Consider the following 20266-nt stretch of genomic DNA (forward strand, 5'->3'; position numbering starts at 1 on the left):
TCGTTGCGTGTTGATTGCAGATTGTGCGCGTCGCCTCGTGCCGCACGCGAAGCGCTCGCCTTCATCATACAGCCCGCCTGATCGGTTGCGAACGCCGCAGCGTGCGCGAGGAGATCGGCGTACATTGAATCATCAGTCACGCGTCGATGTCGCGCTGCACCATGGGTGCCGCATCCGGAAACGCGTTGCGCACTCTATTTTGATCAGGTAAATTTCATTCAGCTTTGGTGTAGCGGATACTACACGAACGGTAAGTGGCCGCAACATGGGATAACGCGCAGCGCGAGAAAATGCCCTGAATCAAGGGTCTTTCTGCGAGCCGGCAGCACCGATTGTAATGTCGTCGTATGGAATCCCCCACCATGACAGAACATACGAAGGTCGATTTCGGAGCGGAAAGCGTCGATGGCGAAACCGCCTCGACACCGGGACCGACCGTGCTCGAAAAGGCCGCACCGCGCAGCGAGCGTATGGCCGCGAACAAGATCGAATGTAATGCGTGTCCGGTGTTGTGCCAGATATCCGAAGGGCGCACGGGCGCATGTGACCGTTATGCGAATGCAGAGGGCCGGCTCATTCGGGTCGATCCCGTGGTGTTCCTGTCGCGCGCGGCGCTGCCTTCGCACACCCATGCGGGTTTGCACGACGCGACGATCGAATTCGGTGCATCGTCCGAAGCGGCCGATACTGTGGCCGATCCCATCGTCGAACAGGCGTTGTTCGTCACCGGCGTCGGCGCGTCTTCGACCTATCCTGACTACAAGCCCGCGCCTTTCATCGTCGCCTCCAAACTCGACGACGTCGACATGATTACGGTCGTCACCGAGGGCATTTTCAGCTACTGCAGTTTCAAGGTAAAGATCGACACGGACCGCTTTCTCGGCCCGGAGCAATCCAACGTGCGTTGCCGCGGCGAGATTGTCGGTCACGTGACCACCGCGGAATACGGCTCGCAGATGCTGAGCCTCGGCGGCGTGCATCATCTGACGGGCGGCAGCAAGAAAGAAGGCCGCGTGACCTGCGACATGATGCTCGCGCTCGGCAACAAGGAAGCGGTGGAGCTCACCATCGACGGCGGCGCGAGTCTCGTCATTCGCGCAGGCGCCGCGCCGATTGTCGACGGGGTGGAAGAACAGCGCATGCGGGTAGGGTGCGGCTCGGCGACCATCGGCATCTTCGCCAAACAGTGGTTTGGCCATGCCGATGAAGTCGTCGTCGTGGACGATCACATTACCGGCGTACTCACCGAGCACCAGGCCGGCAGATGCCTCGGTATGGAACGATCGGGGCTGAAGATTCGCGGCCGCAAATCCACACCGGGGCGCTATTTCCAGGTCGCCAATCCCGGCACCGGTTGGGGCGGCACGGATATTCAGGACCCTCTGGCGATCGTCGAAGGCTTCGATCCCGAGTTAGCGAAGCCAGGCATGCGCCTGCTGATGGTGTCGACCACCGGCGAGCACGCTCAGTGGTATGAGCTCGACCGCGATCTCGTGCCTCGCGTCGCCGCCATGCCGGACGCGGTGCGCCGCACGGTCGAGCGCATCGGCGAGAACTGCGAACCGTCGCTGGCCACGGTGTTGTTTCTGGGCGGCGCGGGCGGCAGTCTGCGCGCGGGTGCCACGGAAAATCCCGTCTTGCTGACACGCGCCATCAAGCAGAGCCTCGTGAACGTGACGTGCGGCGGTGCGCCGGCCTATGTGTGGCCAGGCGGCGGCATTACCGTGATGGTCGACGTGTCGCGCATGCCCGACCGTTCGTTCGGCACCGTCCCCACGCCGGCGATCGTCGCGCCAATCGAATTCACGATGACGTATCACACGTATCGCGATCTCGGCGGCCATCTCGATGCGGTGCGCTCGTTGCAGAGCGTGCTGGCGAATGGCCCGGAACATACCGACGGCGCGCCGCGTGCGCGTCGGACGCTGGCGCGCCATGCCGCGAATCCGTGGCCGCCTGCCATGCCGCCGATGCTCGGCTAACCCGGCCCGCGCGACCCCGATGAATCCAACCCGAACCCGACTCGACGCCACCCGCTGGCACTGGCAATACGGGCCGATCGACCTGATCCTGAGCGCAGACGGCGAACCCGCCGCGCTGGAGGCGGCTGATGCCGCTGCCTGGACGCGCTTCGCCGACGTTCTGCCGGAACTGGTGCGCGAACTGAAGTGGCTGCGCAAACCCGTGGCGCGCGAAGCGACGTCAAACGATTGCCCGCTGGAAGGCGCAGTTGCGCGACGCATGTGGTCGGCGTGCCATATTCATCGGTCGCGCTACATCACGCCAATGGCAGCGGTCGCGGGCAGTGTCGCCGATGAACTGATCGCCGCCTTCGCGCGTGAAGGCGTGGCGCGAGCGTTCATCAACAATGGCGGTGATATCGCGTTACATCTGGGCGAACGGCAGCAGTACCGGGTCGGCGTGTTTGCGGATCTGTCGGATTACGCGGGCGGCCGTGTGGCAAGCAGCCACGCTTTCGACGCCAATCTGACGCTCGACGCAAGCCAACCGGTGCGCGGTGTGGCGACGAGCGGCTGGCGCGGCCGCAGCTTCAGTCTTGGCATTGCCGATAGCGTGACGGTACTCGCGCGCAACGCCGCTGCGGCCGATGCCGCCGCCACGATGATCGCCAACGCCGTCAATGTGGATCACGCTGGCGTACTGCGCCGGCCGGCGTCGTCATTGAAAGACGACAGCGATCTCGGCGATCTGCTCGTCACCGTCGACGTGCCGCGCCTGCCGCAGCCGCTGATCGATTATGCGCTCGCGCGCGGCGTCGATACGGCGCGGCATCTGCTCGACGAGGGCGTGATCGAAGGCGCCGCGCTGTTCCTGCAAGGGCAGGTGCGCGTCGCCGGGATTGAACAAACAGGGGCGCTGCTCAAGCCGCGCGCCGCGACAATAACGGAGGCTCCGTGTTCGAAATACGCCGCGTGCTGACGCACGTCGAAGATATCTTCCACGAGTTTGGCCCTGCACCAAGGCAGCCTTTGCGGCGCGGCGCCATCGCGGCGGTGATGACGAACCCGTTCGCCGGCCGCTACGAAGCAAAAATCGAGCATGCGATGGAAGCGCTCAAACCGATCGGCTTCGACATGGCGCAGCGGCTGCTTGCCTCGATGGCAGTGCCGCATGCATCGATCGAAGGTTATGGCAAGGGGGCGATCGTCGGCTCGCGCGGCGAACTCGAGCACGGCGCGCTGTGGCACGTTCCCGGCGGCTATGCAATGCGGGAGCTGCTGGAGAACAACGGGGTGCCCACCCACGCAATCGTCCCGTCCACGAAGAAGGTCGGGGCGCCGTCCACCTCGCTCGACGTGCCGCTCACGCACGTCAACGCCAGCTACGTGCGCAGTCATTTTGACGCGATGGAAGTACGCGTGCCAGGCGCGCCCGCCGCGGACGAAGTGGTGTACATCCTCGTGATGAGCACCGGGCAGCGCGTGCATGCGCGCGTCGGCGGTCTGGCGAAAGAGGCGATTGCCGGCAAGGACGGCTTGCGCTGAGCGCGCGAACCTATCGGCATCGAGCGCAGCAAGGAACACGCGGTATCAGGCATCGAAACACGGAGAACGAGATGGCAATCAAGCTTCGCAAGCTGATCGTACAGGTGGACGAAACGCGCATTGAAATGGGACAGACGATCGATCCGCCGGCGCGCCGCGCCGTTGCGATCGCCGTGATCGACAACCCGTATGCGGGCCGCTATGAGCCCAGACTCGACGCGCTGATCGAAGCGGGCGAAGAATTGGGCGCACTGCTCGGCAAGCGCTGCGTCGAGGCACTCGGCATCGCGCCGGGCGATGCGCAGAGTTACGGCAAGGCGGCAATCGTCGGCGAGGCCGGCGAACTGGAACACGCGGCGGCTATTCTGCATCCGAAACTGGGGGCGCCGCTGCGCGAGGCGGTCGAGAAAGGCGCGGCGCTCGTGCCGTCGGCGAAAAAAATGGGCACGCTCGGCACCGCGATCGACGTGCCGCTCGGCCACAAAGACGCTGCCTTCGTGCGCAGTCATTTCGACGCAATCGAAGCGCGGGTGTCGGACGCGCCGCGCGCCAACGAGATTGTCGTCGCCGTGGCGGTGACGGCTTCGGGCCGGCCGCTGCCGCGCATCGGCGGCTTGCAGGTGAGTGAAATCAAAGGTGAGGACGGTTTGCGCTGAGTGGCGCAGCGCAGTGGTAGTGTTCCGCCGTTGACGCGTGCAAGCATGGTGCCGCACGCGCTGCAACGTGTGCCGACCGTGCCGGATGCGCTCATCGCGCCGGACGGTCGAGCAAGCTGCCGAGGGTTGTGATGCTTTCGAATCTGCTGGTACAACTGGTCAATGGACTCGCCGATGCGTCGACGCTATTTCTGGTCGCCGCCGGTTTGTCATTGATTTTCGGCGTGACGCGCATCGTCAACTTTGCGCACGGCTCGTTTTATATGTTCGGCATCTATGTCGCGTATAGCGTCGCGAGCCGCTTCGGGCACACGGCTGCGGGTTTCTGGTTGTCGGTGCTGGCCGCCGCGCTGGTAGTCGCGGTGCTGGGCGCGCTCGTCGAAATGGTGGTGTTGCGCCGCATTTACCAGGCGCCGGAGCTATTCCATCTGCTCGCCACGTTCGCGCTGGTCCTGATTTTCCGCGACGCCGCATTGTGGCTCTGGGGACCGGAAGATCTGTTCGGACCGCGCGCGCCGCATCTCGCGGGCGCGGTCGATTTTCTCGGCCATCCGCTGCCCACGTACGACATCGCGTTGATCGTGATCGGACCCGTGGTGCTGTTGCTGCTGTGGTATACGCTCACGCGCACGCGCTGGGGCACGCTCGTGCGCGCCGCGACGCAGGACCGCGAGATGCTTGGCGCGCTCGGCATCAACCAGGCCTGGCTTTTTACCGGGGTGTTCTTCGTCGGCGCGTTTCTCGCGGGACTCGGCGGCGCGCTGCAAGGGCCGCGCATGTCGGCGAATCTGTCGCTGGACCTGGAGACCATTGGTAACGCATTCGTGGTCGTCGTGGTCGGCGGTATGGGCTCGATTCCGGGCGCGTTCGTCGCCGCGCTGATCATCGCGGAGATCAAGGCGCTGTGTATCGGCATCGGGCACGTGACGATCTTCGGCGTTGGCTTGTCGCTGAGCCGTTTTACGCTCGTGGCTGAATTCGTCGTGATGGCCGTCGTGCTCGTCGTGCGGCCCTGGGGCCTGCTTGGCAAGGCGAGTGCAGTGGTGCGCGGCATGGCCGCGCCCGAAACGCCGCTGCGTCCCGCCGGCAAGCGGTTGAAATGGCTGGCCGCGATTGCGTTGCTCGTGCTGGTGTTCGCGCCGCTTGCTGCCAACGCTTTTCCCTATATGCCGGTGCTGCTGGTCGAAATCCTGATTGCGGTGCTGTTCGCGACGAGCTTGCACTTCATCATGGGACCGGGCGGCATGCATTCGTTCGGCCACGCCGCGTACTTCGGCCTCGGCGCCTACGGCGCTGCGCTGTTCCTCAAAGTCCTGAATCTGCCCATGGAAGCCGCGCTGCTGCTCGGACCATTGCTGGCGGTAGTTGGCGCACTCGTATTCGGCTGGTTTTGCGTGCGGCTTTCCGGCGTCTATCTCGCGATGCTGACGCTCGCGTTCGCGCAAATCGTGTGGTCGGTCGTATTTCAGTGGGACGACGTGACGGGCGGCAGCAACGGCGTGCTCGGGCTATGGCCGTCGAACTGGCTGGCGTCGCCGGTCGCCTTCTACTATCTGACGCTTGCTTGCGCCGTGGTCGGCGTGTGGCTGTTGCGCAGGATGCTGTTCTCGCCGCTGGGTTATGCGATGCGCGCGTCGCGCGATTCCGTGTTGCGGGCGGAAGCTATCGGCATCGACGTGAAGCGCGTGCAATGGGCAGCATTCGTGATTGCATCATTGTTCTGTGGACTTGCCGGCTCACTCTACGCATTCTCCAAAGGAACGATTTCGCCAGAAGTGATCAGCGTGAGCCGTTCGGTCGATGGCCTCGTGATGGTTTTACTCGGCGGCCTGCAAACACTGACCGGCCCGATCGTCGGCGCGGCGGTTTTCACCTGGTTGCAGGACACGGTCGCGCGTCAGACGGACTATTGGCAGGCGCTGCTCGGCTTCGCGATCCTGCTGCTCGTGATTGCGTTCCCGCAAGGCATTGTCGGCTTCGTTCGCGACCGTTTCGGCGACGAATATGCTGACAACGCCCGATCAGGCACTGCACCGTCCGCGCGGCGGACGGCGGTCGAGGAGGGGCTATGAGTCTGCTACGCGTTTCCGGGCTCAGTAAATCGTTCGGTGGCCTGAAGGCCGTGGACGACGTATCGTTCTCGCTCGAAGCGGGTCAGCTACTGGCGTTGCTCGGTCCGAACGGCGCCGGCAAGTCCACCTGCTTCAACATGGTCAATGGTCAGTTGCGGCCTTCTTCCGGCTCGATCCTGCTGGAAAACCAGGAGCTCGTCGGCATGCGCCCGCGCGACATCTGGCGTCTCGGCGTGGGCCGTACGTTCCAGATTGCGGCCACGTTCAATTCCATGACCGTGCTCGAAAACGTGCAGATGGCGCTCGTTTCGCGCGAGCGCAAGACGTTTGGTCTGTGGAAGCCGGCCGGCGCCCGTTATGCCGATGAAGCGCTCGCCTTGCTCGATCAGGTCGGCATGGCCGCCGACGCGAATCGCGCATGCGGCGTGCTCGCCTATGGCGACGTGAAGCGCGTGGAGTTGGCAATCGCGCTCGCCAACCGGCCGAAACTGCTGCTGATGGACGAGCCCACCGCCGGCATGGCGCCGAGGGAGCGCAACGAATTGATGGCGCTCACGAGGCGCCTTGTCGTCGAACACCGGATCGGCGTGCTGTTCACCGAGCACAGCATGGATGTCGTGTTCGCCTACGCGGACCGCATGATCGTGCTGGCGCGCGGCAAGCTGATTGCGCAGGGCGACGCCGAGACGATCCGCAACGACGCGCGTGTACAGCAGGTGTATTTCGGCACCGGCAAGACGTTCCAGCCGCATGCGCCGCTGCACGAAACGGCGGGTGGTCAGCCGGGACAAGGAGCGCTGCAATGAGCGAGCCGATGCTGAAAGTGTCCGGGCTCAATGCGTTCTATGGCCGCGCGCACATTCTGTTCGACGTCGGCCTCGAAGTCGGGCGCGGCGAAGTCGTCGCGCTCATGGGCCGCAACGGCGCGGGCAAATCGACGACGATGAAGGCGGTGATGGGTCTGCTGCCACGTCGTCAAGGCGAAGTCCATTTTCGCGGCCAGAACATTGCGTCGCTGCAACCGTACCGGATCGCGCGCATGGGCATGGGTTTCGTACCGGAAGACCGGCGTGTGTTCGCCGATCTGACGGTGATGGAAAACCTGGCCACCGGCCGTCAGCCGCCCCGCGAAGGCGCGCCACAGTGGACGCCCGAAAAACTCTTTCGCCTCTTTCCGAATCTCGGCGAAATGCCGAAGCGGCCCGGCGGCCAGATGAGCGGCGGCGAGCAGCAGATGCTCACGGTGTCGCGTACGTTGATGGGCAATCCGTATCTGGTGCTGCTCGACGAACCGTCGGAGGGCGTCGCGCCGGTGATCGTCGAACAGATGGCGAACATGATTCTCGAACTCAAGCGCGAAGGGCTGTCCATTCTGTTGTCCGAACAGAATCTGCACTTTGCCGAGCTGGTCAGCGACCGCGCGTATGTCCTCGAAAAAGGGCAAATCCGTTTCAGCGGCACGATCGGCGAACTCGCAAGGAACGAAACAGTGAGGCGCGCGTATCTGAGCGTGTGATTTCCATTGGCGCGCGTTTTCGGGCGGCGCTGGACAGTCGTGGCGAAAGGAGAGGCAGATGGCAGCAGAGACGTTGACAGGCTTGTCGGGCAAGGTCGCGGTAACGAACATCGGGCTGCTGTTATCCGGCGACATCGATCAGCCAATTCTCGACGCCGACACGCTCGTGATCGACGACGGCGTGATCGTCGCCGTCGGCAAGGAAAAAGATTGCGATCTCGAAGGCGCGCGTATGACCGTGGATTGCAAGGGCACCACCGTCGCGCCCGGTCTGATCGACTCGCACGTGCATCCGGTGTTCGGCGACTGGACGCCGCGCCAGAATCAGATGGGCTGGATCGAGTCGAATCTGAACGGCGGCGTCACGACGATGATATCCGCGGGCGAGGTGCATTTGCCTGGTCGTCCGAAAGATGTGCTAGGCGTCAAGGCGCTCGCGATCACCGCGCAGCGTTCGTTCGAAGGTATGCGCGGCGCGGGCGTCGGCGGCGGCGTCAAGGTGATGGCGGGCGCGCCGGTGATCGAAAAGGGCATGGTCGAAGAAGACTTCAAGGAGCTTTCCGAGGCCGGCGTGAAGCTGCTCGGCGAAGTGGGGCTCGGCAGCGTGAAAGGCGGCGAGGAAGCCGCGCAGATGGTCGCGTGGGCGCGCAAGTACGGCATTCAGAGCACGATCCACACCGGCGGTCCGTCCATTCCCGGCTCCGGGCTGATTGACCGCGACGTGGTGCTCGCCGCCGACGCCGACGTGATCGGCCATATCAACGGCGGCCATACTTCGCTGTCGTACCGGCACGTATGCGATCTGTGCGAACGATCGACCCGCGCGCTGGAGATCGTTCACAACGGCAACGAGCGTATTGCGTTGCTCACCGCGCGTCATGCGATCGAGCTGAAGTGTCCGCACCGGATCATTCTCGGCACGGACAGCCCGGCCGGTTCGGGCGTGCAGCCGCTCGGCATTCTGCGGATGATTGCGTTGATTTCGAGTCTCGCCGATGTGCCCGCCGAAATCGCGTTCTGCTTCGCCACCGGCAACACCGCGCGGCAGCGCGATTTGCGCCAGGGTTTGATCGAAGTGGGCCGTCCCGCCGACCTGGTGTTCATGGACCGCGCGCAGCACACCGCCGCGGACACGCTGCTCGAAAGCGTGCAACTCGGCGATATTCCGGGCGTGGGGATGGTGATGATCGATGGGCTGATCCGCTGCCGGCGTAGCCGCAACACGCCGCCGGCGACCGAAGTGCCGGTGGTGCTTTGAACGGCCAGCGCGCGGCATGGCCGTCACAGCGATGAAGCAGGCGGCGACTCTCACGCTGAACGTGAACGGCGCGACGCATCGGGTCAGCGCCGCTGTCGACACGCCGCTGCTCTATCTGCTGCGCAACGACCTCGCGTTGAACGGCCCGAAGTTCGGCTGCGGACTCGGCGAGTGCGGCGCCTGCACGGTGCTGCTCGACGGCATGCCCACGCGTGCCTGTGTGACCACCGCGCAAGTCGCGTTGGGCCGCGAAATTACCACGCTTGAAGGACTTGGCACGCGCGCCGCGTTGCACCCGGTCCAGCAGGCGTTCATCGAGGAGCAGGCCGCGCAATGCGGCTACTGTCTGAGCGGCATGATCATGACGGCGAAGGCGCTGCTCGACCGCGATCCGCAGCCGGGCGTCGAGACGATCCGCCGGGAACTGTCGCGCAACCTGTGCCGCTGCGGTACGCACGTGGAAATCGTGCGCGCGGTGCAGCGCGCCGCCGAACTGCTGGCCGCGCGAACCGCGCAAACCGCGCAAGCGGTGCCCGCGCCGGAAGCGCAGACATGACCGGCCCGGACTTCAGCGTCGACCGCCGCCCGGCTATGCCGACGCGCAAGCAGCTCTACGACGCACAGAGCGTGCTGATCGTCGCACGGCCGCCGCAAGCGCCGGTGAAGCCCGCGGTGGGTCAACCCGGCTCGCGGTCGTCTTTCGCGCCGACCGAAGCGGACCTGTTTCTCGCCGTGCGCGACGACGGCAGCGCGATCGCATTCAATGGACACGTGGACCTCGGCACGGGGATCGGCACCGCGCTTGCGCAAATCGTCGCGGAAGAACTCGATGTGCCGCTTACCCGCGTCTCGATGGTGCTCGGTCATACGACCGAAGCACCCAATCAGGGGCCGACGATTGCGAGCGCCACGATCCAGATTTCGGCGGTGCCGCTCAGGCAGGCAGCGGCGCAGGCGCGTCAATACCTTCTGAACGAAGCGGCCGCGCGGCTCGGCGTCGCTGCGCAACGGCTCGACGTACGCGACGGCGTGATCGTTCAGCGCGATGATCCGGGTGCACGTACGGTGACATACGGCGAGCTGGTCACGGGCCGGCGCGTCGAACTGAAGCTTTCCAACGATGCGTCGTTGAAATCGCCCGACGCTTACCGGATCGTCGGCAGGAGCACGCCGCGCGTGGATATTCCCGCCAAGGCCACCGGCGAACTGAGTTTCGTCCACGATGTGCGTGTCCCCGGCATGCTGCATGGCCGGGTCGTCAGGCCGCCGTATGCGGGCGTTGCGCAGGGCGACTTCATGGGCAATACGCTGCTGCACGTCGATGAAGCATCGTTGGGAGACCTGCCGGGTATCGTCAAGGTCGTGGTGATTCGCGATTTCGTCGGCATTGTCGCGGAGCGTGAGGAGATCGCGCAGCGGGCGGTCAAGCGGCTCGACGTGCGGTGGAAAGCCGTCGATGGCCTGCCGCCGCTCGACACGAGCGAGGAAGTGGAAGCGGCGTTGCGCGCCAATCCGTCCACGCGGCGTGATCTGCTGATCGAGGGCGACGTGGACGCCGCGCTCGCCGCCGACCCTGACCGCACGCTCGAACGCACTTATGTGTGGCCGTTTCAGCTGCATGCGTCGATCGGCCCATCGTGCGCGGTTGCCGACTATCGGGACGGCGCACTGAAGGTGTGGTCCGGCACGCAGAATCCGCATTCGCTGCGCGCGGACCTCGCGCTGCTGCTGTCGATCGACGAAGCGCGCATCGAGATCGTGCGCATGGATGCGGCCGGCTGCTACGGCCGCAACTGCGCGGACGACGTGGCCGCCGACGCCGCGTTACTCTCGCGCGCGACCGGCAGTCCGGTGCGCGTGCAACTGTCGCGCGAGGATGAACACGCATGGGAGCCGAAGGGCGCCGCGCAATTAATGGACGTGCGTGGCGCACTCGGCGCCGAGGGCGAGCTCGCAGCCTATGACTTCGCCACGCGTTATCCGTCGAACGATGCGCCGACGCTCGCGTTGCTGCTCACCGGTACGATTTCCGCGCAGCCGCAGGTGTTCGAAATGGGCGACCGCACGGCCGTGCCGCCTTACGACTATCGCAACCTGCGCGTCGTCTGCGACGACACGCCGCCGATCGTGCGGGCATCGTGGCTGCGCGGCGTGTCCGCATTGCCGAACACGTTCGCGCACGAGTCTTTCATCGACGAACTCGCGGCGCAGGCGGGCGTCGATCCCGTCGAATTCCGGTTAAAGCATCTGAAGGATCCGCGCGCGATCGACCTCGTCAAGGCTGTCGCCGACAAGGCAGGATGGCAGCCGCGCGAAGCCGCGGGGAAAGAAGCGCCGCAGGAAGGCGACGTGGTTCGCGGCAGAGGCTTTGCGTACGCCCGCTACGTGCATAGCAAGTTTCCCGGCTTCGGCGCGGCATGGTCCGCGTGGGTCGCCGATGTCGAAGTGAACCGCAGGAGCGGCGAGCTGGCGGTGACGCGCGTCGTGGTGGGTCAGGATACCGGCACGATGGTGAATCCGGATGGCGTGCGTCATCAGATTCACGGCAACGTGATTCAGGCGACGAGCCGCGCATTGAAGGAGCGCGTGACGTTCGGCGAGAACGCGGTGACGAGCCAGGAGTGGGGCGCGTATCCCATCCTGACATTCCGCGAGGTGCCGGTGATCGACGTCGTGATGATGCCGCGTCATGGCGAGCCGCCGATGGGCGCCGGCGAGTCCGCGTCGTTGCCTGGCGCGGCGGCGATCGCCAACGCACTGTTCGACGCGACCGGCGTGCGCTTTCGCCGTCCACCGTTCACGCCGGAGACGATTCGCGCGGCACTCGCCGATGCCACCGCGCAGGACGCCGCCGCCCGCAGGAAAAAGCGCCGGCGTCTGGGCTTTCTCGGCGCGTTCGCCGCGGGCGCGGCAGGCTGGTTAGGTGCGCTGACGTTTGCGCCGCCAGCCATTGCGCCTGTCACACCGCCCCTCGCGCATGCCTTTGCGCCGGAACTCGTCGCGCGCGGCAAAGTGCTCGCGTCGCTCGGCAATTGCGCCGTTTGCCATACCGCGCACAACGGCGTGCCGAACGCGGGCGGCAAACCGCTGGACACGCCGTTCGGCACGGTCTATAGCACCAACATCACGCCCGACGGACTGACGGGTATCGGCAACTGGTCGCTCGACGCGTTTACCCGCGCCATGCGCAAGGGAATCAGCCGCGACGGACACCATCTCTACCCGGCGTTTCCGTACACGTCTTTCAAAAACACGTCAGACGAGGATCTCAAGGCGCTCTACGCGTATCTGATGGCGCAGCCGCCCGTGCGCTCGCGTCCGCCCGATACGAAGCTGGCGTTTCCGTTCGGCGTGCGTCCGCTCATGGCCGCGTGGAACGTCCTCTTTCTCGGGCGCCATACGTTCACAGCCAGCGCGACCCAAAGCGCGCAATGGAATCGCGGCGCGTATCTGGTGAACGGCCTGGGGCATTGCAGCGCGTGCCATACGCCGCGCAACGCGTTCGGCGCTGAGAAGACCGGCGCGGCGTTCATGGGTGGCGGCCTCGCGGAAGGCTGGGAAGCGCCCGCATTGACGACGTTGTCGAACTCGCCCGTGCCGTGGAGCGAGGACGAGCTGTTCAGCTATCTGCGCCATGGGCATGCGCCGCTGCACGGCGTCGCAGCCGGGCCGATGGCGCCCGTGGTCGGCGATCTGGCCGCGCTGCCCGACAGCGATATTCGCGCGATGGCCACTTATCTTGCGTCGCTCGCGCCGTTGGAGTTGAATGCGGATCTTGCGGCAACGGCGCGCCAGTACGAGCACGCCAGTGCGATGACAGGCGCGCCGTCCACGCCCGGCGCGCGACTGTTCGACGGCGCGTGCGCCGCCTGTCACCACACGGGCAGCGGGCCGCAACTCTTCGGTGCGCATCCGTCGCTTGCGCTTAACACGAATCTGCACAGCGCGACGCCTGATAATCTGATTCGCGTGATTCTCGATGGTATCGACTCGCCTGCCCGCGCCGAACTCGGTACGATGCCGGCTTATCGCGACAGTTTCAACGACGCCCAGGTCGCCGAACTCGTGTCGTACCTGCGCCAGCAATTCGCCGGCGGCAAACCGGCATGGCAGAACGTCGCGGCGAGCGTCGGCCGGATTCGCGCAGAGACGCGCGCGCAGTGAGGCGTCGCTCAGACGTGGGCCAGGCGTCGCGGAAGCGTCGCGCGAGCGCCGTCAATCGTATTAACGCCTCAGCAGAACAACCGCAATCCCGCATTTCCGCACTATTCAATAACGGAGAAACGCATGACCACGCGCGCAGGATGGATCTCTCGCTTCACGATTTCAACCGTACTGTCGTTCGCTGCACTGGGTGCGAATGCGCAGCAGAGCATCAAGATCGGCGAAATCAACAGCTATAAGGCGCAACCGGCCTTTCTCGGGCCTTACAGGAACGGCTGGAATCTCGCGCTCGACCAGATCAACTCGGCAGGCGGCGTGCTCGGCAAGCCACTCGAAGTCATCTCGCGCGACGACAACGGCAATTCCGGCGACACGATTCGCGTCGCGCAGGAGCTGATTGCGCGCGAGCAGGTGCAATTGCTGTTTGGCGGTTTCCTGTCGAACACCGGCCTCGCATTGACCGACTTCGCGAAGCAGAAAAAGATTTTCTTCCTGGCAGCGGAGCCGTTGACCGACAAGATCGTCTGGGCCGATGGCAACAGGTACACGTACCGTCTGCGGCCGTCCACCTATATGCAGGTGGCCATGCTGGTGCCGGAAGCGCTCAAGCTGAAGAAAAAGCGCTGGGCGCTCGTCTATCCGAACTACGAGTACGGCCAGTCCGCGGTGGCGACGTTCAAGAAACTGATGACGGCTGCGCAGCCCGACGTGCAGTTCGTCGCCGAGCAGGCTACGCCGCTCGGCAACGTGGATGCGGGCGCGGTCACCCAGGCCATCGCCGACGCGAAACCCGACGCGATCTTCAACGTGCTGTTCGGCGCAGACCTCGGCAAGTTCGTCCGCGAGGGCAATACGCGCGGGCTCTTCAAGGACCGCAGCGTCGTGTCGCTGCTCACCGGCGAGCCGGATTACCTCGATCCGCTTGGTGCCGAAGCGCCGACCGGCTGGATCGTGACGGGCTACCCGTGGTATTCGATCGATACGGCGGCCAACAAGAAGTTCGTCGACGCTTACGAGGCGAAGTATCACGACTATCCGCGTCTCGGCTCGGTAGTCGGCTACTCGGCAATGATGTCGCTTGCCGCAGGCATCAAGAAGGCCGGTTCCGTCGATCCGGACAAACTCGCGGCCGCTTTCAAGGGACTCGCGGTGGACACGCCGTTCGGCCCGATCACGTACCGCGCGCAGGACAATCAGTCGACCATGGGCGCTTATGTCGGCGTGACCGGCGTGAAAGACGGCAAGGGCGTGATGACTTCGTATCGCTATGTGGACGGCGCGAGCGTGCAGCCGTCGGACGCCGACGTGAAAAAGCTGCGCCCGGCTGACTAGGCAGCCCCTGGCTGGCCTGTGACCGACGCCTGCGCAGACTCGCAGGCGTTGGCGAGACACGGGGTGGCCGCCGCGCCGCCCCGTCCTATTCTTCCGCGTCGTGTTCGCTGACGAACCGCTTCAGATAAGCCAGCACGGCGGCCTCCATCGCGCGATGATCGGCCGTGCTTTTGGATCCTGCGTTCTGCTCGTCGCCGAATAGCGTGGACGGTGCGTCGTGCACGTCCACTTCCTGGCCTTCACGAAAGATGCGGATTTCGTGGACGTCCGCGGCGTATTCCGCAATCCAGTGCACGCCCTCGATGTGCGCGCCCGCGCGGACGGTCGGTGTCTTCATGGGAACCTCCGGACGGGTTGGGCCGTGATGCCAACCCCTTGCCGACACCATACGCCGTCGGCGTGTCGGACGCGAGTCTCCTTTGCCAGTTTCCCTTGAACCAGCCGTCGACCGCTCGCGCAGCGGCGAGGCACAGCCGTTGCTGAACGAAGGAGGCGATACCTAACTGGAGAACTGTCATGCCCGAACAGAAAACCGTGAAGCGCGCCGCGGCCGACAAGCGTGCCGGCAAGTCCGCAAGTACTCAGGCTGGAGAGTTCGTGAAGGAACAGGTCGACAACGTGCGTGCCGGCAAGCATGGCGTGCGTTCGGCCAAACAGGCCATTGCGATTGGTCTTTCCGAAGCGCGCCGCTCGGGCGTCGCCGTGAAGGCGCCGAAGAAGGGGGCGACGAGCGAGGCGACCCGCAAGAAAGCGGCCAAGGACAACGCCGCCGGCGAGCACAAAAGCATCGCCAGCAAGAGCACGGAGTCGACGTCGAAGCGTTCACGCGCATCGGCCAATGCGCTCAAGCGGGAAGGCACGGCGGGCGCGTCGAAGGCAGCATTGTCTAAACAGACGAAGACCGCAGCGGCCAAACGTCCTGCTGCTAGCCGCTCAGCCGCAGCAAAGAAAGCCGCCGCAACCAAGGGCGCAGCGGGACGTTCGGCCGCCGCGAAGAAGGCGGCGCAGACGCGAGCTTCGCGCGCGCATCATTAAGCTGACTGACGGCTGGTTCTGCAAGTGCGGCCCGCGCGTCAGCACGGGTCGCGCTGCGATTTATCCCGCGTTTATTGCACTGTTGCCAGCACGTCGCGCACCGTCTTGAAAATGTGCGCAATCTGCTCTTCATTGATGATGAGCGGCGGCGAGAACGCGAGAATGTCGCCGGTGAAGCGCACCAGCACTCCTGCCTCGAAGCACTTGACGAACGTCTCGTAAGCGCGAGCGCCCGGCGCGCCTTCGCGCGGCTCCAGCTCGATGCCGGCAATCAGGCCGAGGTTGCGAATGTCCTTCACATGCTTCGCGTCGCGCAGCGCGTGAACAGCGGTTTCGAACGTGGGTGCGAGTGAGGCGGCGCGCTCGAACAGTCCTTCGCGGCGATACAGATCGAGCGTTGCCACCGCGGCGGCCGCTGCAGCCGGATGCGCGGAGTACGTGTAGCCGTGGAACAGCTCGATCGCGTTTTGCGCGCCGTTATTCACAATCGAGTCGTGGATCGTGCGGCTCGCGGCGACCGCGCCCATGGGAATCGACGCATTGTTGATTGCCTTCGCCATGGTGATGATGTCCGGCGTCACGCCGAAGTATTCGCTCGCTGTTGCCTTGCCGATCCGGCCGAATCCCGTGATCACTTCGTCGAAAATGAGCAGGATGCCGTGCTTCGTGCAAATCTCGCGCAGCTTCTGCAGATAGCCTTGCGGCGGAATCAGCACACCGGTCGAGCCTGCCACCGGCTCGACGATCACGGCCGCGATCGTCGACGCATCATGCAGCGTGACGATGCGTTCGAGTTCTTCGGCGAGATGCGCGCCCCAGGCCGGCTGACCTTTGGAGAACGCATTGTGTTCGAGGTTGTGCGTGTGCGGCAAATGATCGACCGCCGGCAGCAGTGCACCCGAAAACGTCTTGCGATTCGGCGCGATGCCGCCCACCGAAATGCCGCCGAACCCGACACCGTGATAGCCGCGCTCGCGGCCGATCAGCCGTGTGCGCTGGCCTTCGCCGCGTGAACGGTGATAGGCCAGCGCGATTTTCAGCGCGGTGTCGACCGATTCCGAGCCCGAATTCGTGAAGAAGATGCGGTCCAGACCGGCCGGCATCAGCTCCGCGACTTTGGTGGCCGCTTCGAACGCGAGCGGGTGGCCCATCTGGAAGGTCGGCGCGAAGTCGAGCGTGGAAAGCTGCTCGGTGATCGCCGCGACGATTTCATCGCGGCTATGGCCGGCGTTCACGCACCAGAGGCCGGCGCAGCCGTCGAGCACTTCGCGCCCGTCCGTGCTGCGGTAGTACATGCCCTTGGCCGATTCCAGCAGGCGCGGCGCGGCCTTGAACTGGCGGTTGGCGGTAAAGGGCATCCAGAAAGACGACAGGTCGTCGATGACAGGGCGCGAAGTCATGGTATCTCCGAGAATGGGTTGCCCGAGGCGACTTCCTTCGGGGCATGGTGAAACTGTAGCGTTCGCGGTCTAATGACGGCATAAACAGTTGACGCGGTGTGGCGCTAACTGTATTGGTGGATCGGCGCTAGCTGTGTCGATTCTCGGCCGCACGCGCTTTCCCATTCTAATCATGATCGAACTCCAGCTTGCGCGCGACCGGCGCGCTGCGCCTACTCTCGTCGAACAGGTTGTACAAGGCTTCGCGCACGCGATCGAAGCGCAGTCGCTGCGTGCGGGCGCGCTTCTGCCGTCAGTGCGCCAGCTGGCGCAGAGCCATGATCTGAGCACCTTCACCGTCACCGAGGCGTACAACCGTCTTGTTTCGATGGGGCTCGTCGTCGCGCGCCGCGGGTCCGGCTACCGCGTGGCCGCGCGCACGCCGGCGCCACGCAAGGCGCCCACCGACTGGCAGCCACCGAGCCTCACCGCGACCTGGCTGTTGTCCGACGTTTTCGCCGATCATTCGGTGCCGATCAAGGCGGGCGGCGGCTGGCTGCCGAACGAATGGATCAACGAGAGCGGATTGCAGCATGCGCTGCGCGCAATGAGCCGCGTGCCGGCGGCGCGTCTGGGCGACTACGGCCATCCTTACGGGTTCGCGCCGTTGCGCGAACGGATCGCCGACCAGCTCGACCGGCGCGGCTTGCCCGTCGACGTATCGAACGTGCTGCTCACGCAGGGCGCTACGCAAGGGCTGGATCTGATCGTGCGGACATTGCTGCGCGCGGGCGACACGGTGATCGTCGAAGATCCCGGCTACTGCAATCTGCTGCAGATCCTGAAGCTCGCCGGGCTCCAGGTGCATGGCGTACCGCGCACGCCAGCGGGTGTGGATACGGACGTGCTCGAAGCGCTCGTCGCCGAATACAAGCCGAAGGCGATCTTCGTCAACACTACGCTACAGAATCCGACCGGTGCGACGTTCGGCATGTCCGCGGCGTTCAGACTGCTGCAGATCGCCGAACGGCAACGCATGTGGGTGATCGAGGACGACGTGAGCCGTGAACTCGCGCCACCCGGCGCGCCGCTTTTTGCCGCAATGGAAGGGCTTCAGCGCGTGCTGTATGTGGGCGGCTTTTCGAAGACGGTCACGCCGGGTTTGCGCTGCGGTTATGTCGTGGCCGAGCAGGCGGTGCTGCGTGAACTGGCGCGCACGAAGATGGCGGTGGGACTGACGTCGTCGGAGGCGATCGAGCGGATCGTCGACAAGGTGCTGCTGGAAGGGCGCTACGCGCGTCACGTGGATGCAGTGAACGAGCGCCTCAAGTTGGCTCACGCAACCGTTGAAGAGCGGCTGGACTCGTTGGGTCTGGAGGTGTTTCACCGGCCGCGCGCCGGGTTGTTTCTATGGGCGCGCCTGCCGATCGAAGCTGCTCGCGCGACGGAAATCGCCACCGCCGCGCTCGCACATGGCATCTGGCTCGCGCCGGGCTCCTATTTTCGTCCCGACGACGCTCCGAGTGCCTGGTTCCGCTTCAACGCGCCCTATTCGACTGACGACGCATTGTGGCGCTTCATCGAGCGGATCGGGCAGGGCGCGCGATGAGCGCATTCAGCTTGCGTGGACGATGAGTTTGAGCGCAATCGGATACAGCGAGACGATCAGCAGCGCTGCCATTCCAATGTTGAACATGCGCAGGCGCCGCGGGTCCGACAACACCTGGCGCATGGCAGTGCCAAAGCCCGCCCACAGGCAGATGCAGGGGAAACCGACCACGTAGAAAACCACCGCCATCGCCACCGCATTCATGCTGTAGCTCTCGCTCAGGTGGATTGTCGTGGCGGCCGTCAGCACCATCATCCACGCTTTCGGATTCACCCACTGGAACGCAATGGCTTCGTGAAATTTCATGGGGCGGCGTTCGCCGTTCCTAACCTTCAGTTCACCCGACGTGCCGATCTTCCAGGCCAGATAGAGCAGGTAAGCGACGCTTGCGACTTCCAGCACCGTATAGAGCACAGGAAAGTGAACAAACGCTTCGCCAAGGCCGATTCCGACCGAGAGCATCAGCAGCACCACACCCGCGCTGATGCCCGACAGATGCGGCAACGTGCGGCGAAAACCGAAGTTCACCCCGGAGGCGAGCAGCATTGTGTTGTTCGGGCCGGGGGTGACACTCGTGACGAGCGCGAACAGGATGCCTGCCGGCAGTGCGCTAAGGGTGACGTAAGACATGGTGGCTCCGGATGTCGTCGGGGATGCTTGACGAGCATTCTAGCCGCTGCCTCCTGTACAGTACCGATACGCTTTTACGGATGCGGTCCGATACTGTTTACTGTGGCGCCTGTGGTTCGGAGAACAGCGTCTCCGGCACATCCGCTTCGACGGCACAGTCATCATCGTCTGCCGGCGCGTTCTGCCGCTTTTCATGAAACGTCTTGCCTGCCCACCCGGCTAAACGCTCCTGAAACGCCTTGCGCTGCGCGGTGTCCATCGCCGCATAGCGGTTGAACTGCGCTTCTGAGAGCGCCAGCGTGAACGCACAGCGCGAGTCTAGCGTCGTGTCCGCATGAGATTCGACAACCCATGAAACCTGAAGGAAGATCCGCGTGCCTTCGTCGTAGCTGCTGATCGCAGGCGCCTTTGGCGATTCGAAGACGTTCGCGAGCGCCAGTTCGAGTTCCTCTGCCCGCTGTTGCAGTTCTGCTTCGTTCATTGATGCCTCCATTGCGTGTTACGTTCATTCTAGGACGTGGCATCAGTGCTCGTACAAGCCACCTCTTTTCATCTGCAGCGCAGCAATCGATATTCCCGCGATCACCGGGGCTTTTTGGCTTTTCGGTAGGCGGCACACCCGATGCTATGTTGAAAGGCGTGGGTCCAGGACGCACGGCGCGCACCCGATGTTGCGCAACGGAGATGCATGAACAGGGGCAGGACATGGTGACTCGGCGTCTTACACAGGTTCTGATTGGGTTTGCTTTAGTCGGCACGCTGGCCGTCGAATCCGGCTGCAAGCGCGACGAGCCGAGCAAAGATTCGATGAGTGCGGGGAGCAGCGGCGTAATGAGCAACTCCGCGGCGGCGAACGGTACAGGCAACAGCGACGCTGCAAATCGCGTCAACGATGCCGCGGGCGCAGCGGCGAGCAGCGCGAACGCGACGAGTAGCGAGCCGGCGGTCAACAGCACGCCGCCCGCGCAGGCGTCGGGCGCGAGTCAATAGACTGCGGTTGTCAGGCGGTGTGCCGGGTGTGAGTGACGTGACCGGGACGATCAAAGCGGCAAAGGCGATCGACTGCGGCGCCGGTCACAAAATGTGATACTAGGTGGATCATTGCCAAT

18 protein-coding genes are annotated in these 20266 nt (G+C 64.5%); 14 read left to right on the top strand and 4 right to left on the bottom strand.

Annotation, left to right across the window (positions count from 1 at the left end; all coding sequences use genetic code 11):
• The first annotated feature begins 362 nt into the window (after positions 1-362).
• The 11 genes from AAGS40_RS16840 to AAGS40_RS16890 all read left to right on the top strand — a co-directional run bounded on the left by AAGS40_RS16840 (position 363) and on the right by AAGS40_RS16890 (position 14504).
• Positions 363-1982: a 6-hydroxynicotinate reductase gene (locus tag AAGS40_RS16840; protein ID WP_345815922.1), complete on the top strand. Its 1620-nt coding sequence runs from the start codon at positions 363-365 to the stop codon at positions 1980-1982.
• Positions 1983-2001: 19 nt separating this feature from the next.
• Entirely contained in the window at positions 2002-2940 is a 939-nt protein-coding gene (locus AAGS40_RS16845; protein WP_345815923.1) for a UPF0280 family protein, read from the top strand.
• On the top strand, positions 2916-3506 hold the full coding sequence (locus AAGS40_RS16850; RefSeq protein ID WP_345815924.1) for an amino acid synthesis family protein: 591 nt from the start codon (positions 2916-2918) through the stop codon (positions 3504-3506). The genes AAGS40_RS16845 and AAGS40_RS16850 overlap by 25 nt, the downstream gene beginning before the upstream one ends.
• Before the next feature lie 71 nt (positions 3507-3577).
• Positions 3578-4162, top strand: a complete 585-nt coding sequence (locus tag AAGS40_RS16855) for an amino acid synthesis family protein (RefSeq protein ID WP_345815925.1) — start codon at positions 3578-3580, stop codon at positions 4160-4162.
• A gap of 131 nt (positions 4163-4293) precedes the next feature.
• The gene (locus AAGS40_RS16860) at positions 4294-6234 is read left to right on the top strand and encodes an ABC transporter permease (protein WP_345815926.1); all 1941 of its coding nucleotides are present in this window, start codon (positions 4294-4296) and stop codon (positions 6232-6234) included.
• Positions 6231-7040 carry an ABC transporter ATP-binding protein gene (locus AAGS40_RS16865; RefSeq protein WP_345815927.1) on the top strand — a complete coding sequence of 270 codons (810 nt, stop codon included), beginning with the start codon at positions 6231-6233 and terminating at the stop codon, positions 7038-7040. The genes AAGS40_RS16860 and AAGS40_RS16865 overlap by 4 nt, the downstream gene beginning before the upstream one ends.
• Entirely contained in the window at positions 7037-7750 is a 714-nt protein-coding gene (locus AAGS40_RS16870; protein WP_345815928.1) for an ABC transporter ATP-binding protein, read from the top strand. The genes AAGS40_RS16865 and AAGS40_RS16870 overlap by 4 nt, the downstream gene beginning before the upstream one ends.
• A 58-nt stretch (positions 7751-7808) precedes the next feature.
• Entirely contained in the window at positions 7809-9008 is a 1200-nt protein-coding gene (locus AAGS40_RS16875; protein WP_345815929.1) for an amidohydrolase family protein, read from the top strand.
• Positions 9009-9039: 31 nt separating this feature from the next.
• Positions 9040-9564: a (2Fe-2S)-binding protein gene (locus tag AAGS40_RS16880; protein WP_345816600.1), complete on the top strand. Its 525-nt coding sequence runs from the start codon at positions 9040-9042 to the stop codon at positions 9562-9564.
• Positions 9561-13172, top strand: coding sequence for a molybdopterin cofactor-binding domain-containing protein (locus AAGS40_RS16885; RefSeq protein ID WP_345815930.1), 3612 nt, complete (start codon positions 9561-9563; stop codon positions 13170-13172). Before AAGS40_RS16880 ends, AAGS40_RS16885 begins: the two co-directional genes overlap by 4 nt.
• Positions 13173-13295: 123 nt before the next feature.
• A complete protein-coding gene (locus AAGS40_RS16890; protein WP_345815931.1) occupies positions 13296-14504 on the top strand; it encodes an ABC transporter substrate-binding protein in 1209 nt (402 codons plus the stop codon).
• Between the two features lie 85 nt (positions 14505-14589).
• Here the strand turns inward: AAGS40_RS16890 and AAGS40_RS16895 are convergent, their stop codons facing one another.
• Positions 14590-14841, bottom strand: coding sequence for a hypothetical protein (locus AAGS40_RS16895; protein WP_345815932.1), 252 nt, complete (start codon positions 14839-14841; stop codon positions 14590-14592).
• Positions 14842-15020: 179 nt separating this feature from the next.
• Between AAGS40_RS16895 and AAGS40_RS16900 the strand changes: the two genes are divergently transcribed.
• On the top strand, positions 15021-15539 hold the full coding sequence (locus AAGS40_RS16900) for a DUF6496 domain-containing protein (protein ID WP_345815933.1): 519 nt from the start codon (positions 15021-15023) through the stop codon (positions 15537-15539).
• A 71-nt stretch (positions 15540-15610) separates the two neighbouring features.
• Here the strand turns inward: AAGS40_RS16900 and AAGS40_RS16905 are convergent, their stop codons facing one another.
• The gene (locus AAGS40_RS16905) at positions 15611-16939 is read right to left on the bottom strand and encodes an aspartate aminotransferase family protein (protein WP_345815934.1); all 1329 of its coding nucleotides are present in this window, start codon (positions 16937-16939) and stop codon (positions 15611-15613) included.
• A gap of 172 nt (positions 16940-17111) precedes the next feature.
• Between AAGS40_RS16905 and AAGS40_RS16910 the strand changes: the two genes are divergently transcribed.
• Complete coding sequence (locus AAGS40_RS16910) at positions 17112-18527, top strand: PLP-dependent aminotransferase family protein (protein ID WP_345815935.1); 1416 nt, start codon at positions 17112-17114, stop codon at positions 18525-18527.
• 6 nt (positions 18528-18533) lie between these two features.
• Here the strand turns inward: AAGS40_RS16910 and AAGS40_RS16915 are convergent, their stop codons facing one another.
• Together AAGS40_RS16915 and AAGS40_RS16920 are read right to left on the bottom strand one after the other, a co-directional pair.
• On the bottom strand, positions 18534-19157 hold the full coding sequence (locus tag AAGS40_RS16915) for a LysE family translocator (protein WP_345815936.1): 624 nt from the start codon (positions 19155-19157) through the stop codon (positions 18534-18536).
• 97 nt (positions 19158-19254) lie between these two features.
• Complete coding sequence (locus tag AAGS40_RS16920) at positions 19255-19638, bottom strand: DUF3022 domain-containing protein (protein WP_345815937.1); 384 nt, start codon at positions 19636-19638, stop codon at positions 19255-19257.
• Between the two features lie 350 nt (positions 19639-19988).
• Between AAGS40_RS16920 and AAGS40_RS16925 the strand changes: the two genes are divergently transcribed.
• Positions 19989-20147 (top strand): hypothetical protein, encoded by a 159-nt coding sequence (locus tag AAGS40_RS16925; protein WP_345815938.1) that lies wholly within the window; start codon positions 19989-19991, stop codon positions 20145-20147.
• Positions 20148-20266 lie beyond the last annotated feature (119 nt).

Origin of the sequence: Paraburkholderia sp. PREW-6R (assembly GCF_039621805.1) — a bacterium.
In the GTDB taxonomy this organism is placed as follows: domain Bacteria; phylum Pseudomonadota; class Gammaproteobacteria; order Burkholderiales; family Burkholderiaceae; genus Paraburkholderia.